Source organism: Diaphorobacter limosus, assembly GCF_033100095.1.
Taxonomy (GTDB): Bacteria; Pseudomonadota; Gammaproteobacteria; order Burkholderiales; family Burkholderiaceae_C; genus Alicycliphilus; species Alicycliphilus limosus.
On the sequence record NZ_CP136921.1, the window covers coordinates 2,999,963 to 3,013,193 of the forward strand.

General features: G+C 65.3%; 11 protein-coding genes. 6 read left to right on the forward strand and 5 right to left on the reverse strand.

The window, feature by feature from the left end; translation table 11 throughout:
- Nucleotides 1-35: 35 nt before the first annotated feature.
- The 5 genes from fba to P4826_RS14385 all read left to right on the forward strand — a co-directional run bounded on the left by fba (nt 36) and on the right by P4826_RS14385 (nt 6,961).
- Nucleotides 36-1,100 (forward strand): class II fructose-bisphosphate aldolase, encoded by a 1,065-nt coding sequence (gene fba / locus P4826_RS14365; RefSeq protein WP_317701064.1) that lies wholly within the window; start codon nt 36-38, stop codon nt 1,098-1,100.
- 214 nt (nt 1,101-1,314) lie between these two features.
- Nucleotides 1,315-2,001, forward strand: coding sequence for a hypothetical protein (locus P4826_RS14370; RefSeq protein WP_317701065.1), 687 nt, complete (start codon nt 1,315-1,317; stop codon nt 1,999-2,001).
- 62 nt (nt 2,002-2,063) lie between these two features.
- Nucleotides 2,064-3,671: a Re/Si-specific NAD(P)(+) transhydrogenase subunit alpha gene (locus P4826_RS14375; RefSeq protein WP_317701066.1), complete on the forward strand. Its 1,608-nt coding sequence runs from the start codon at nt 2,064-2,066 to the stop codon at nt 3,669-3,671.
- Between the two features lie 30 nt (nt 3,672-3,701).
- Nucleotides 3,702-5,114, forward strand: a complete 1,413-nt coding sequence (pntB, locus tag P4826_RS14380; RefSeq protein ID WP_317701067.1) for a Re/Si-specific NAD(P)(+) transhydrogenase subunit beta — start codon at nt 3,702-3,704, stop codon at nt 5,112-5,114.
- A 167-nt stretch (nt 5,115-5,281) separates the two neighbouring features.
- A complete protein-coding gene (locus P4826_RS14385; RefSeq protein WP_317701068.1) occupies nt 5,282-6,961 on the forward strand; it encodes a long-chain-fatty-acid--CoA ligase in 1,680 nt (559 codons plus the stop codon).
- Nucleotides 6,962-7,023: 62 nt separating this feature from the next.
- Here P4826_RS14385 and P4826_RS14390 read toward each other — a convergent pair whose 3' ends face one another.
- The 5 genes from P4826_RS14390 to P4826_RS14410 all read right to left on the reverse strand — a co-directional run bounded on the left by P4826_RS14390 (nt 7,024) and on the right by P4826_RS14410 (nt 12,183).
- Nucleotides 7,024-7,470, reverse strand: a complete 447-nt coding sequence (locus P4826_RS14390; protein ID WP_317701069.1) for a nitrate reductase cytochrome c-type subunit — start codon at nt 7,468-7,470, stop codon at nt 7,024-7,026.
- Between the two features lie 34 nt (nt 7,471-7,504).
- Nucleotides 7,505-8,404 carry a quinol dehydrogenase ferredoxin subunit NapH gene (napH, locus tag P4826_RS14395; RefSeq protein ID WP_317701070.1) on the reverse strand — a complete coding sequence of 300 codons (900 nt, stop codon included), beginning with the start codon at nt 8,402-8,404 and terminating at the stop codon, nt 7,505-7,507.
- Nucleotides 8,401-9,240, reverse strand: a complete 840-nt coding sequence (gene napG, locus P4826_RS14400) for a ferredoxin-type protein NapG (protein ID WP_317701071.1) — start codon at nt 9,238-9,240, stop codon at nt 8,401-8,403. Before napG ends, napH begins: the two co-directional genes overlap by 4 nt.
- 67 nt (nt 9,241-9,307) lie before the next feature.
- Nucleotides 9,308-11,833 (reverse strand): nitrate reductase catalytic subunit NapA, encoded by a 2,526-nt coding sequence (gene napA / locus P4826_RS14405; protein ID WP_317701072.1) that lies wholly within the window; start codon nt 11,831-11,833, stop codon nt 9,308-9,310.
- Complete coding sequence (locus P4826_RS14410) at nt 11,824-12,183, reverse strand: chaperone NapD (protein WP_317701073.1); 360 nt, start codon at nt 12,181-12,183, stop codon at nt 11,824-11,826. Before P4826_RS14410 ends, napA begins: the two co-directional genes overlap by 10 nt.
- A gap of 247 nt (nt 12,184-12,430) precedes the next feature.
- On the opposite strand from P4826_RS14410, the gene P4826_RS14415 reads away from it, so the two are divergent.
- The gene (locus P4826_RS14415) at nt 12,431-13,198 is read left to right on the forward strand and encodes a 5'-methylthioadenosine/adenosylhomocysteine nucleosidase (RefSeq protein WP_317701074.1); all 768 of its coding nucleotides are present in this window, start codon (nt 12,431-12,433) and stop codon (nt 13,196-13,198) included.
- The last annotated feature ends 33 nt before the right edge of the window (nt 13,199-13,231 follow it).

Here is a 13,231-nt window from a genome sequence, read left to right on the forward strand (position 1 = left end):
ACCGCTTTTCCTCAACCCTCGAACGGATCCTCCCCATGCCTCTCGTCTCGATGCGCGAACTTCTCGACCATGCCGCCGACAACGGCTATGGCATCCCCGCCTTCAACGTCAACAACCTGGAGCAGGTGCAGGCCGTGATGACGGCCGCCGACGAGGTGGGCGCTCCCGTGATCCTGCAGGCCAGCGCCGGCGCGCGCAAATATGCCGGCGAGAGCTTCATCAAGTACCTGATCGCCGCCGCTGCCGAGGCCTATCCGCATATTCCGCTGGTCATGCACCAGGATCACGGCACCTCGCCCGCCATTTGCCAGGGTGCGCTGGATCTGGGCTTTGGCTCGGTGATGATGGACGGCTCGCTGCGCGAGGATGGCAAGACGCCGGCCGACTTTGACTACAACGTCGACGTGACGCGCCAGGTCGTCGCCATGGCGCACAAGATCGGCGCCACGGTGGAGGGCGAGCTCGGCTGCCTGGGCAGCCTGGAAACCGGCGAGGCCGGCGAGGAAGACGGCGTGGGCGCCGCGGGCAAGCTCAGCCACAGCCAGCTGCTCACCGACCCGGAAGAGGCGGCTCAATTCGTCAAGGCCACGCAGCTCGACGCCCTGGCGATTGCCATCGGCACCAGCCACGGCGCCTACAAGTTCACGCGCCCGCCCACGGGTGATGTGCTGGCCATCTCGCGCGTCAAGGAAATCCACGCGCGCATTCCCAACACCCACCTGGTGATGCATGGCAGCTCCAGCGTACCTCAGGATCTGCTGGCCATCATCAACCAGTACGGCGGCAAGATGAAGCAGACCTACGGCGTGCCGGTCAAGGAAATCCAGGAAGCCATCAAGCACGGCGTGCGCAAGATCAACATCGACACCGACATCCGCATGGCCATGACCGGCGCGGTGCGCAAGTTCCAGTTCGAGAACCCGGACAAGTTCGACATGCGCGAGTGGATGAAGCCTGCACGCGAGGCCGCCAAGGCGATCTGCAAGCAGCGCTATCTGGAGTTCGGCTGCGAGGGCCAGGCTGCCAAGATCAAGGGCTACACGCTCGACGAAATGGCGGCCAGGTACGCTGCAGGCGCGCTGCGCCAGGTGGTGAACTGATGCCACGCTGAGCGCACGCCATGAAAAGACCCGGCCCCGCAGGGGAGCCGGGTTTTTTTCGCGCTATGCACCGCTGCGCCATTTGTCCCCCAGGTGTGCGGGCGCTAAAGTTCTTTCGTGTAAGCTTGGGGTCAGTAGGCCCGAGCGGTCATGCTGTGGGCGGTTCTTGCTTTTTCCCTTCATGAATCTGGCGATTTCGACAATCAAATGCCTGTTGCCATGCGCCCTGCTGACGCTGACAGCATGCGCGCCCCTGGCTTCGCAGCAGGCGGAATACCCCGCCGGCCGTGCGCGCCTGGCGTTGCCGGCTGGAGCGTGGGAAGATCTGGGCACCTCGGACCAGGCGGTTCGCCTGTTGCCGCAGCCCGATGGCCGCATTGCGCTGCAAAGCCGCGTGCTGGGCCTGCGTGGCGCACAGCAGGAGCTGCTGGCCGTGCTGCGCGTGCAGACCAACCGAGGCAACGACTGGCAAGGCCCGATGTTCTGGACGGGCAGCTGTCTGCCCCAGCAGGGCGTGGCGGTAGAGGACGCCACCAAAGGCAGCCGCGTGCGCGTGGACTGCCTGCGCTTCAAGCGCTGGGTGGATGGCCCGCAGTGGCTGGAAAAGAACCAGCCGGATTTCGCCCGGTGGCTGCTTGGCCGCAAGCTGGCCGTGAGCGCACCCTATTCGTACATGAGCTACCGCTATGCCACCGAGGGTGGTGCCATGGTGGCGGTGGATGTGCTCGCCGATCAGCGGCTGCTGCGCCCCAGGACGCGCAACAACGAGGAATTCCTGGTCGCGGGCCGGCCCGCGCTGCAATGGGGCCATGAGCTGGCCCAGGCGGTGCGCGTGAGCACCGGCATGATGGACGGCTACCTGGCCATTCCGCCCTTCCCCTACGCAGCGGCCGCGCCCTGACGCACGCAAGCCCCCAGCCTCCCAGACTTGCACAACGATTACCAAACTCAAGGAGACCTCCCATGCAGACTGAACCCACGCCCCAGGCGCAGCCACAACGCATTGGCGTGCCCAGGGAAACCTTCCCTGGCGAGAAACGCGTCGCCACCGTGCCCGATGTGGTGGAAAAACTGATCAAACTCGGTTTCACGGTGGCCGTTGAATCCGGTGCGGGAGATGCGGCCAATTTCAGCGATGACGCCTACCGCGCCGCCGGTGCCGAAGTCGTCGCTGGGGCCGCGCAGCTGTGGTCCACGTCCGACATCGTGCTCAAGGTGCGCCCGCCCAGCGAGGACGAAGTGGGGCTGATGCGGGGCGGCGGTACGCTGATCGACTTCATCTGGCCGGCGCAGAACCCCCAGCTGATGGAGCAGCTGGCGGCGCGCAAGGCCACGGTGCTGGCCATCGACTGCCTGCCGCGCACGCTCTCGCGCGCGCAGAAGATGGATGCGCTCACCTCCACCGCGGGTGTGTCCGGCTACCGCGCCGTGATCGAGGCGGCAAATGCCTTTGGCCGCTATTTCAATGGCCAGATCACGGCCGCGGGCAAGGTGCCGCCGGCCAAGGTGTTCATTGCCGGCGCCGGCGTGGCGGGCCTGGCGGCCATCGGCACGGCGGCCAATCTGGGCGCCATCGTGCGCGCCAACGACACGCGCGCCGAGGTGGCCGACCAGGTCAAGTCGCTGGGCGGCGAGTTCGTCAAGGTCGATTACGAAGAAGAGGGCTCGGGCGGCGGCGGCTACGCCAAGGTCATGAGCGAGGGCTTCCAGGCCGCGCAGCGCCAGATGTACGCCACCCAGGCCAAGGACGCAGACATCATCATCACCACCGCGCTGATCCCCGGCAAGCCGGCGCCCAGGCTGATCACCGCCGAGATGGTGCAGAGCATGAAACCCGGCAGCGTGATCGTGGACATGGCCGCCGAGCAGGGCGGCAACTGCGAGCTCACGGTGCCCGGGGAGGCCGTGGTGCGCCATGGCGTGACCATCATCGGCTACACCGATCTGGCCTCGCGCCTGGCCAAGCAGTCGTCCACGCTGTATGCCACCAACCTGCTGCGCCTGATGGAGGAGCTGTGCAAGGCCAAGGACGGAGTGGCCGTGGTGAACATGGAGGACGACGCGATCCGAGGCCTCACGGTCATCAAGGATGGCAGCGTGACCTGGCCCGCCCCACCACTGAAGGCGCCGCCGGCCCCCGCGCCGAAGGCGGCTGCTGCGCCCATGGCCGAGAAAAAGTCTGCCCATGGCCCGGGCGAGCCGATGTCGGCCAAGGCGCTGAGCATCGTCTTCGCCGTCGGCGCGGTGCTGTTCTGGCTCATAGGCGCCTACGCGCCCGAGGCGTTCCTGGGTCACTTCACGGTGTTCGTGCTGGCCTGCTTCATCGGTTACATGGTGGTGTGGAACGTCACGCCGGCGCTGCACACGCCGCTAATGAGCGTCACCAACGCCATCTCCAGCATCATCGCCATCGGCGCGCTGGTGCAGATCGCGCCGCTGGAGGCCGGTGCCAATGGGCGGCCCGACGGGCTCATCATGTGGCTGGCCTTTGCCGCCCTGGTGCTCACGGCCGTCAACATGTTCGGCGGCTTTGCGGTGACGCGCCGCATGCTGGCCATGTTCCGCAAATAACAACGACAAGAACACAGAGGAGCACAGAACATGTCCGCAAGTCTCGCTACCGTCGCCTATATCGGCGCCGCCATACTTTTCATTCTCAGCCTGGGAGGGCTGTCCAACCCCGAAACCTCGCGCCGCGGCAACCTGCTGGGCATGGTCGGCATGGCGCTGGCAGTGCTGGCCACGGTGCTCGGGCCGCGCGTCAGCAGCGCGGGGCTGGCCTGGATCATTGCCGCGCTGGTGATCGGCGGCGGTGTCGGCCTGTATGCCGCCAAGGTCGTGAAGATGACCCAGATGCCCGAGCTGGTCGCGCTGATGCACAGCCTGGTGGGCCTGGCGGCCTGCCTGGTGGGTTTCGCCAGCTATGTCGATACCTCGATGCCGCTCCAGGGCGTGGAAAAAACCATCCACGAGGTGGAGATCTACGTCGGCATCCTGATTGGCGCCATCACCTTCTCGGGCTCGCTCATCGCCTTTGGCAAGCTCAGCGGCAAGATCGGCGGCAAGCCGCTCTTGCTGCCCGCGCGCCACTGGCTCAACCTGGTGGGCCTGCTGGTGGTGATCTGGTTCGGCCGCGCCTTCGTGAACGCGCATGACGTGCAGTCCGGCATGGCGCCGCTGATCATCATGACCGTCATCGCCCTGCTGTTCGGCGTGCATATGGTCATGGCCATTGGCGGCGCCGACATGCCGGTGGTGGTCTCCATGCTCAATAGCTACTCGGGCTGGGCGGCCGCAGCCACGGGCTTCATGCTCTCCAACGACCTGCTCATCGTCACCGGCGCTCTGGTGGGCTCCTCGGGCGCCATCCTCTCCTACATCATGTGCAACGCGATGAACCGCAACTTCATCAGTGTCATCGCCGGCGGTTTCGGCTCCGGCGGCGGTGCACCGGCCAAGAAGGGCGACGCCGCCGAGCCCCAGGGCGAGGTGGTGCCGGTGAGCAGCCAGGAGACGGCCGAGATGCTGCGCGAGTCCAAGAACGTGGTCATCGTGCCCGGCTACGGCATGGCCGTGGCCCAGGCCCAGCACACGGTGTTCGAGATCACCCAGACCCTGCGCGAGATGGGCGTCAATGTGCGCTTTGCCATCCACCCCGTGGCCGGCCGCATGCCGGGCCACATGAACGTGCTGCTGGCCGAGGCCAAGGTGCCCTATGACATCGTGATGGAGATGGACGAGATCAACGAGGACTTCCCCGACACCGACGTGGCCATCGTCATTGGCGCCAACGACATCGTCAACCCCAGCGCGCTGGAAGACCCGAGCAGCCCGATTGCCGGCATGCCGGTGCTGGAGGTCTGGAAGGCGCGCCATTCCATCGTCATGAAGCGCTCCATGGCCTCGGGCTATGCGGGTGTGGACAACCCACTGTTCTACAAAGAGAACAACCGCATGCTGTTTGGCGACGCCAAGAAAATGCTCGACGAGGTGCTGGCGGCACTCAGGGCCTGACGATCATCACTTTAAAAAAGAACGGTCGTGCTAAAATTGGAGGGCTTTCTCGTCGCCGGACTGCGCCAGGGTCGATAAGCCCGAGATCAGGGGCTGCGGCCGTACGAAATGAGCAGGCTTCGGGGGGATTTCCATGCCCCTCATGATAAGAACCAGGAGGCTTGGAGATGACCGATCGCATTTGGCTCAAGAGTTACCCACCCGGCGTGCCCGCCGACATCGACCCGACGCAATACCGCTCGCTGGTGCAGTTGATGGAGCAGGCGTTTCGCGACTATGCGGGCCGCACCGCCTACAGCTTCATGGGCAAGGACGTCAGTTTTGCCGAAACCGATGCACAGAGCCGTCAGCTCGGTGCCTATCTGCAAAACCTGGGCCTGCAGCGCGGTGACCGCGTGGCGCTGATGATGCCGAATGTGCCGCAGTATCCGGTGGCCGTGGCGGCCGTACTGCGCGCGGGCTTTGTGGTGGTGAACGTGAACCCGCTGTATACGCCGCGAGAACTCGAGCACCAGCTCAAAGACTCGGGCGCCAAGGCGATCGTCATCATCGAGAACTTCGCCGCCACGCTGCAGGCCTGCATTGCCAATACGGCCGTCAAGCATGTGGTGCTGTGCGCCATGGGCGACCGGCTGGGTATCCTCAAGGGCATGCTCGTCAACTATGTGGTGCGCAATGTCAAGAAACTGGTGCCGCCGTTTCAGCTGCCGGGCGCCGTGCGTTTCAATGACGCGCTGGCCAAGGGGGCGGGTGCCGCTCTTCAGCCGGTGGACATAGGGCCTGACGACATTGCCCTGCTGCAGTACACGGGCGGCACCACGGGTGTTAGCAAGGGGGCCGTGCTGCTGCACCGTAACGTGATCGCCAACGTGCTGCAGTCCGAGGCCTGGAATGCGCCGGCCCTGGGCAAGATACCGGCGGGCGAGCAAACCGCGGCGGTGTGCGCGCTGCCGCTCTACCACATCTTCGCCTTCACGGTGAACATGATGCTGTACATGCGCATGGGGGGCAAGAACATCCTGATCCCCAACCCGCGCGATCTGGCGGGGACGCTCAAGGAACTGTCCAAACACAGCTTCCACAGCTTTCCGGCCGTCAACACGCTGTTCAACGGCCTGGCCAATCACCCGGATTTCAACACGGTGGACTGGAGCCATCTGAAGCTCTCGGTGGGAGGTGGCATGGCCGTGCAGGCGGCCGTGGCCAAGCTGTGGCTGGAGAAGACCGGCTGCCCCATCTGCGAGGGCTATGGCCTGTCCGAGACCAGCCCGGTGGCCTGCGCCAACCCGGTCACGGCAACGGAGTTCTCGGGCACGATCGGTGTGCCCATGCCGAGTACCTACATGCGCATCATCGACGATGAGGGGCGCGACATCTCGGCCACCGGCCAGCCTGGCGAGATCGCCATCCTCGGCCCGCAGGTCATGGCCGGCTATTGGCAGCGCCCCGACGAGACCGCCAAGGTCATGACCGAGGACGGCTACTTCAAGACCGGCGACATCGGCGTCATGGACGAGCGTGGCTACTTCAAGGTGGTCGATCGCAAGAAGGACATGGTGCTGGTCAGCGGCTTCAACGTCTACCCCAACGAGGTGGAGGACGTGGTGGCCCTGATACCCGGGGTGCTGGAATGCGCCGTTGTCGGTGTGCCCGACGAGAAGACGGGCGAGGCCGTGAAGCTGGTCATCGTGAAGAAAGACCCGGCCTTGACCGAGGCCCAGGTGCGCGACTATTGCCGCACCAACCTGACGGGCTACAAGCAGCCCAAGGTGATCGAGTTCCGCACCGATCTGCCCAAGACCCCGGTGGGCAAGATATTGCGGCGCGAGTTGCGCGACAAGAAATGACCATGCCCCGGCATGGCCCGGGGCATGGGGTGAATGGCGTGCCGCCTCCTGGGCGGCGCGCCTTATTTTTTGGCGTTGCCCTTGAAGACGTTTTCCACGAGTGGCTTGGCGTCTATCTGTGGCACATGGCAGGAATTGCATTGCCAGCGCGAGTTGTGCACCTGCGGGGCATCGGCGTTGACCGGCTTGATCAGGTGGCTCTCCTTGATCTGCGGGATTTTCTGGCCGCGCACCTCCTTGTGGATGTGGCAGTCCAGGCAGGTGTTTTCCTCGGCGGTGATGTCGTCAAAGCCGTCCACCTTGTGCGGTATCAGCGGCGGCTGCTGCGCGAAGGTGCGCTGGATCAACGCCTGGCCGCCCGGCTTGCTGCCCTGGTAGTTCTTGATCTCGGGTGCCTGGTCCACGGTCGAGACATCGCTGCCCCGGATGCTGCTCAGCGTCTGCGCCGTGCCCCAGCACGCCGCCACGGACAGCAGGGTTGCCAGAGAGAGTTTGACGAGCGTCTTCATGATGGGCTTCTCCACGGGTGAAAGTTGTTTGAGGTCATTGTTCTGGTTGGGCGCCGGGCCGGGCCTGGTCATCCGCGTTGGGCGCAAAGCGCGGTACGAACTGGAAAACATCCTTGGCGCACACATCGATGCAGCGCCCGCAGCTGGTGCAGTCGCTGTCCTTGATCATCGGCCCCACGCCCTTGTGTGCGCCCTTGAGCGGCAGCCGGATGACATGCTGCTCGGGGCAGGCGGTAAAGCAGTCCAGGCAATCGTTGCAATCCTCGCGCCGCGTGGCCGATACGCGCACCAGGCCGACGCGCCCCAGCAGGCCGTAGAACGCGCCCACCGGGCACAGGTGGCCGCACCAGCCGCGCTTCATGACGAACAGGTCAAACAGGAAGATGCCCGCGATCAGCAGCCAGCCGCCGCCCATGCCGAAGATCAATCCGCGCGGCAGCAGCGACACCGGGCTCACCAGCTCCCAGACGATGCTGCCCGTGCCCGCCGCCAGCGCCAGGATCAGCGCCAGCATCCAGTAGCGCGTCTGACGCGGCAGGTCGCCACCGCCGCGTATGTCCAGCCTGCGTCGCAGTGCGCTGGCGGCGTCGGTGACGATGTTCACCGGGCAGACCCAGGCGCAGTACACGCGCCCGCCCACCAGCAGGTAAAAGGCCAGCACGATAGCCACGCCGATGATGGCGTTGCGCTCCGGTGCATGGCCAGTCAGCAGCGACTGCAGCATCACCAGCGGGTCGGCCAGCGGCAGTGTGTCCAGCGTCAGGCTGTAGTTGAGGTTGCCCTTGACGACCCACCAGCCCAGCCAGGGCCCGGCCAGGAACAGTGCCAGCACGCCCAGCTGCACGCTGCGGCGCAGCAGCAGCCAGCGGTGCGCGCTCCACCAGCCCTTGGCGGCGATGGCATCGCGGGCGAAGGCGTTGCGTGCGGGCTTCATCGTGGTGCTCCGTCGGGCAGTTGGCCGCCCGTGCCCAACGCGCCCGTTCCGCCACTGCTGCCAGGGTCGAAATGGCCGGGCAGCGTGACGCCCTCGGGCATGCGGTCGGGCAGGTCGATCAGGCCGCGCTCTTCGACCAGCGACTGGCCGGCCTTGCGCTTTTCTTCCCAGCCCACGCGGTAATGCGCGCCGAGTTCTCCCTTGGCCTGGGCGATGGGGTAGACCTTGATGGCCGCCACCTCCAGCACGCAGGAGGCCTCGCACTTGCCGCAGCCGGTGCAATGCTCGGAATGCACCGTGGGCAGGAACATGGTGTGCTTGGCGGTGCGTTCGTTGTGTTGCACCTCCAGCGTGATGGCCTTGTCGATCACCGGGCAGACGCGGTAGCACACGTCGCAGCGCAGGCCCAGGAAGTTCAGGCAGGTCTCGTGATCGACCAGCACCGCCAGGCCCATTTTTGCCTGGTTGATGTCGGTCAGGCCGTGATCCAGCGCCCCCGTGGGGCAGGCCTTGACGCAGGGAATGTCCTCGCACATCTCGCAGGGCTTGCTGCGCGCCACAAAGAAGGGCGTGCCCGTGGCCACCTGCTGCGCCGGCGTGGCCAGCTGCAGGATGTCGTAGGGGCAGTCGCGCACGCACAGGCCGCAGCGTATGCAGGCGGACTGAAAGTCCGTCTCGCTGCCCGCGCCCGGGGGGCGTATGGCGCCTGCCGGCAGGGCTCTGGCCTGGCGGTTGAGCAGCCCCAGGCCCAGGCCGATCACGCCCATGCCGCAGGCCATCTTCGCGGTGTCGAGCATGAATTCACGGCGCGCGGCGGCGCTGACAGGAGCGGTCATGGCGGCTAAGTGGGTGCAGCGATGGGAGTGGGCCGGGCGCATGCAGGTTGCGCGCCCGGGCTGTGGGTCAGGCCTTCACGACCTTGCAGGCGCACTTCTTGAAATCGGTCTCCTTGGAGATCGGGCAGGTGGCGTCCAGCGTCAGCTTGTTCACCAGGCGGTGCTCGTCAAAGAAGGGCATGAACACCAGGCCCTGCGGCGGCTTGTTACGCCCGCGCGTCTCGACCTTGGTGGCGACCTCGCCACGGCGCGTCATCACCTTGACGGTGTCGCCGCGCTGCAGGCCGCGCTTCTTGGCGTCCTCGGGGTGCATGTAGAGCCAGGCATCGGGCATGGCACGGTATAGCTCGGGCACGCGGCGCGTCATCGAGCCGGTGTGCCAATGCTCCAGCACGCGGCCGGAAGACAGCCACAGGTCGTACTCGGCATCCGGCATCTCGGCCGCGGGCTGGTAGGGCAGCGCAAAGATCCAGGCCTTGCCGTCGGGCTTGCCGTAGAACTTGAGCACCTCGCCCTTCTTTACATAGGGGTCGTAGCCCTCGCGGAAGCGCCACAGCGTCTCCTTGTTGTCCACCACCGGCCAGCGCAGGCCGCGTGCCTTGTGATAGACGTCAAAGTCGGCCAGGTCATGCGCATGGCCGCGGCCGAAGCCGGCGTATTCCTCGAACAGGCCCTTCTGCAGGTAGTAGCCCAGCTCCTTGGATTCGTCGTTGTCGAAACCCTTTTGCAGATCCGACAGCGGGAACCTGTTCACCTGGCCGTTGGCATACAGCACGTCGTACAGGGTCTTGCCCTTGTATTCGGGGGCCTTCTCCAGCAGCTCGGCGGGCCAGACCTCGTCGGTCTTGAAGCGCTTGGAGAACTCGACGTACTGCCACAGGTCGGACTTGGCCTGGCCGGGAGCCTTGACCTGCTGGCGCCAGAACTGCGTGCGCCGCTCGGCGTTGCCAAAGGCCCCTTCCTTCTCCACCCACATGGCCGAGGGCAGGATCAGATCCGCCGCCAGGGCCGACACCGTCGGGTAGCAGTCCGACACGACGATGAAGTTGGCCGGGTTGCGAAAGCCGGGCCAGATCTCGCCGTTGATGTTGGGCCCGGCCTGCATGTTGTTGGTGGTCGTGGTCCAGTAGAAGTTGAGCTTGCCGTCCTTCAGGGCGCGGCTTTGCGCCACGGCGTGCAGGCCCACCCAGTCGGGGATGGTGCCGGCGGGCAGCTTCCACTCTTTCTCGGAGATCTCGCGGTGCTTGGGGTTGGTGACCACCATGTCGGCGGGAAGGCGGTGCGAGAAGGTGCCCACCTCGCGCGCCGTGCCGCAGGCCGAGGGCTGGCCGGTGAGCGAGAACGGGCTGTTGCCGGGCTCGGAGATCTTGCCCACCAGCAGGTGCACGTTGTAGATCATGTTGTTGACCCAGGTGCCGCGCGTGTGCTGGTTGAAGCCCATGGTCCAGAACGAGGTCACCTTGGTCTTGGGGTCGGCATAGACCTTGGCCAGGGCCTCGAGCTTGTCCTTGGGCACACCCGAGAGCTCGTGCGCCTTGTCCAGCGTGTACTCGGCGACGAAGGCCTTGAACTCGTCGAAGCTGATGGGCGCCGAGGCGTCTGGCGAGCCCTTGGGCTTGCCGTCCGCGCCGGGATAGCCGTTGTTGCCGGCCACCTGCTCCAGCGGGTGATTCGGGCGCAGGCCGTAGCCGATGTCGGTCACGCCCTTGCGGAAGTTGACATGCTTCTTCACGAAGTCCTCGTTCACCGCGCCACTCTGGATGATGTGGTTGCAGATGTAGTTGAGGATGGCCAGGTCTGATTGCGGCTTGAAGATCAGTTCGCTGTCGGCCAGCTCGCAGGAGCGGTGCGTGAAGGTGGACAGCACATGCAGCTTGACATGCTTGGCCGTCAGGCGCCGGTCGGTGACGCGCGACCAGAGGATGGGGTGCATCTCGGCCATGTTCGCGCCCCAGAGCACGAAGGCGTCGGCGTGCTCGCAGTCGTCGTAGCAGCCCATGGGCTCGTCGATGCCGAAGGTGCGCATGAAGCCGGCCACGGCCGAGGCCATGCAGTGGCGCGCATTCGGGTCGATGTTGTTGGAGCGAAAACCCGCCTTGAACAGCTTGGAGGCGGCATAGCCCTCCCAGATGGTCCACTGGCCGGAGCCGAACATGCCGATATTGCGCGGCCCGCCCGCCTTCAGCGCGGCCTTGCACTTGTCCTCCATGATGTCGAAGGCCTGGTTCCAGCTGATGCGCGTGAACTCGCCGTTCTTGTCGAACTTGCCATCCTTCATGCGCAGCATGGGCTGGGTCAGGCGATCCTTGCCGTACATGATCTTGGAGAGGAAGTAGCCCTTGATGCAGTTCAGGCCCTTGTTCACCGGCGCGTCCGGGTCGCCCTGGGTGGCGACCACGCGCCCGTCCTTGACGCCAATCAATACGCCGCAGCCGGTGCCGCAGAAACGGCAGGCGCCCTTGTCCCAGCGAATATCGTCGGCGGCGCCGGCCGACTGCGCCAATGCCTGCGCCCCGGGAACGCTCACGCCAATGGCCGTGGCGGCAGCGGTGACCGCATGCGCCTTGATGAGATCACGACGGGTTATTTGCATTTGGCTAACTCCTGGTCAGGATGGGTTTCTGTCTGCTGGAAAATCATGGCGATATTCAGGACATCGTCCATGCGTGCGATGGCCTCATAGGTGTCCATGGCGCCGCGGTCGTTCTCCGCCTCTATGGTGACGACCAGTCTCCCGTCCTCGGCGGCGGCGTGAACCTCCACGCCGGGAATATGCGGGAGTTGCGCACGCACCATGGCATCCGTGCCCGGTCTGGCGTAAACGATGGCGCTGGAGATATTCAAGATACTGCCTTCGATCAAATGCCGTTTCGGATATTGCCAATACCCCGGAGTTAATCGAATGACAAGTATGCGGCCCCATTTGTAGAACGGGTCGCGCATGGCAGGCGATGCGCCGGGGAGTGGATGTCCGAGTAAAACGGTCGGGGATTATCGTGGGAGCCGTAAGTTCATTGTTTTTTTGACGATCTAATGGTGAACCCTTATTCGGGGTTGGCATTTGAGAAAAATCAAATCTACGATGCGAGTGGCATGAATCGCACCGCCCGTCCGGCCCTGTTGCGGTGCGGGCGGCCCTGGGCGGTCGCGATAATGCGGCTCCCTCTGCCCTTGTGAACCGCCCCCGCCCATGACCACCGCCATCCTCAGCGCCCTGCCCGAAGAGCAGGGCGGCCTCGTCCAAGCCCTGCAGGCGCCCGAATGCATCACCCATGCCGGGCGCAGCTTCTGGCGCGGCCGGCTGCTGGGCCAGCCGGTGCTGCTGGCGCTGTCGGGCATAGGCAAGGTGGCGGCGGCCACCACGGCGACGCTGCTGGCCGAGCGCTTTGGCGTGGCGCGCATCGTCTTCACCGGCGTGGCCGGCGGCTTGGGCGATGGCGTGCAGGTAGGGGATGTGGTGGTGGCGCAGGACTTTCTGCAGCACGACATGGACGCCTCGCCCATCTTCCCGCGCTGGGAGGTGCCCGGCTACGGGCTGGCGCGCATGCCTTGCGATGCGGCGCTGACCACTATGCTATTTGAAGCTGCCAACGCTTATCTGACAAGCGATAGAGCCGGATTTGATCCAAAAAATCCGGTGATTGCGCACCGCCACCCGGCACGCGCGCACCAGGGGCTGATCGTCAGCGGCGACCGCTTTGTCTCCACCTCGGCCGAATCCGCCGCGCTGCGCCAGGCGCTGGGCGCCGCCGGCCATCAGGTGCTGGCCGTGGAGATGGAGGGCGCGGCCGTGGCCCAGGTGTGCCGCGACTACGGCCTGCCGTTTGCGGCCGTGCGCACCATCTCGGACCGGGCCGACGACAGCGCGCATGTGGACTTTCCGCATTTCGTGCGCCATGTGGCCAGCCGCTATGCCGATCACATCATCCAGGGTTTACTGCAGTCACTATCAAAATAAGAGCTGTTTGCGCTTGTTGCATAAGCGCTGGCG

Bases quoted from the DNA above. Each gene is read 5' to 3' on its own strand.
- P4826_RS14390 (WP_317701069.1), bottom strand. From the start codon at position 7,470: ATGAAGACGCTCGTCAAACTCTCTCTGGCAACCCTGCTGTCCGTGGCG.
- napA (WP_317701072.1), bottom strand. From the start codon at position 11,833: ATGCAAATAACCCGTCGTGATCTCATCAAGGCGCATGCGGTCACCGCT.
- napG (WP_317701071.1), bottom strand. From the start codon at position 9,240: ATGACCGCTCCTGTCAGCGCCGCCGCGCGCCGTGAATTCATGCTCGAC.
- P4826_RS14375 (WP_317701066.1), top strand. From the start codon at position 2,064: ATGCAGACTGAACCCACGCCCCAGGCGCAGCCACAACGCATTGGCGTG.
- P4826_RS14410 (WP_317701073.1), bottom strand. From the start codon at position 12,183: ATGCGCGACCCGTTCTACAAATGGGGCCGCATACTTGTCATTCGATTA.
- P4826_RS14385 (WP_317701068.1), top strand. From the start codon at position 5,282: ATGACCGATCGCATTTGGCTCAAGAGTTACCCACCCGGCGTGCCCGCC.
- pntB (WP_317701067.1), top strand. From the start codon at position 3,702: ATGTCCGCAAGTCTCGCTACCGTCGCCTATATCGGCGCCGCCATACTT.
- P4826_RS14415 (WP_317701074.1), top strand. From the start codon at position 12,431: ATGACCACCGCCATCCTCAGCGCCCTGCCCGAAGAGCAGGGCGGCCTC.
- napH (WP_317701070.1), bottom strand. From the start codon at position 8,404: ATGAAGCCCGCACGCAACGCCTTCGCCCGCGATGCCATCGCCGCCAAG.
- fba (WP_317701064.1), top strand. From the start codon at position 36: ATGCCTCTCGTCTCGATGCGCGAACTTCTCGACCATGCCGCCGACAAC.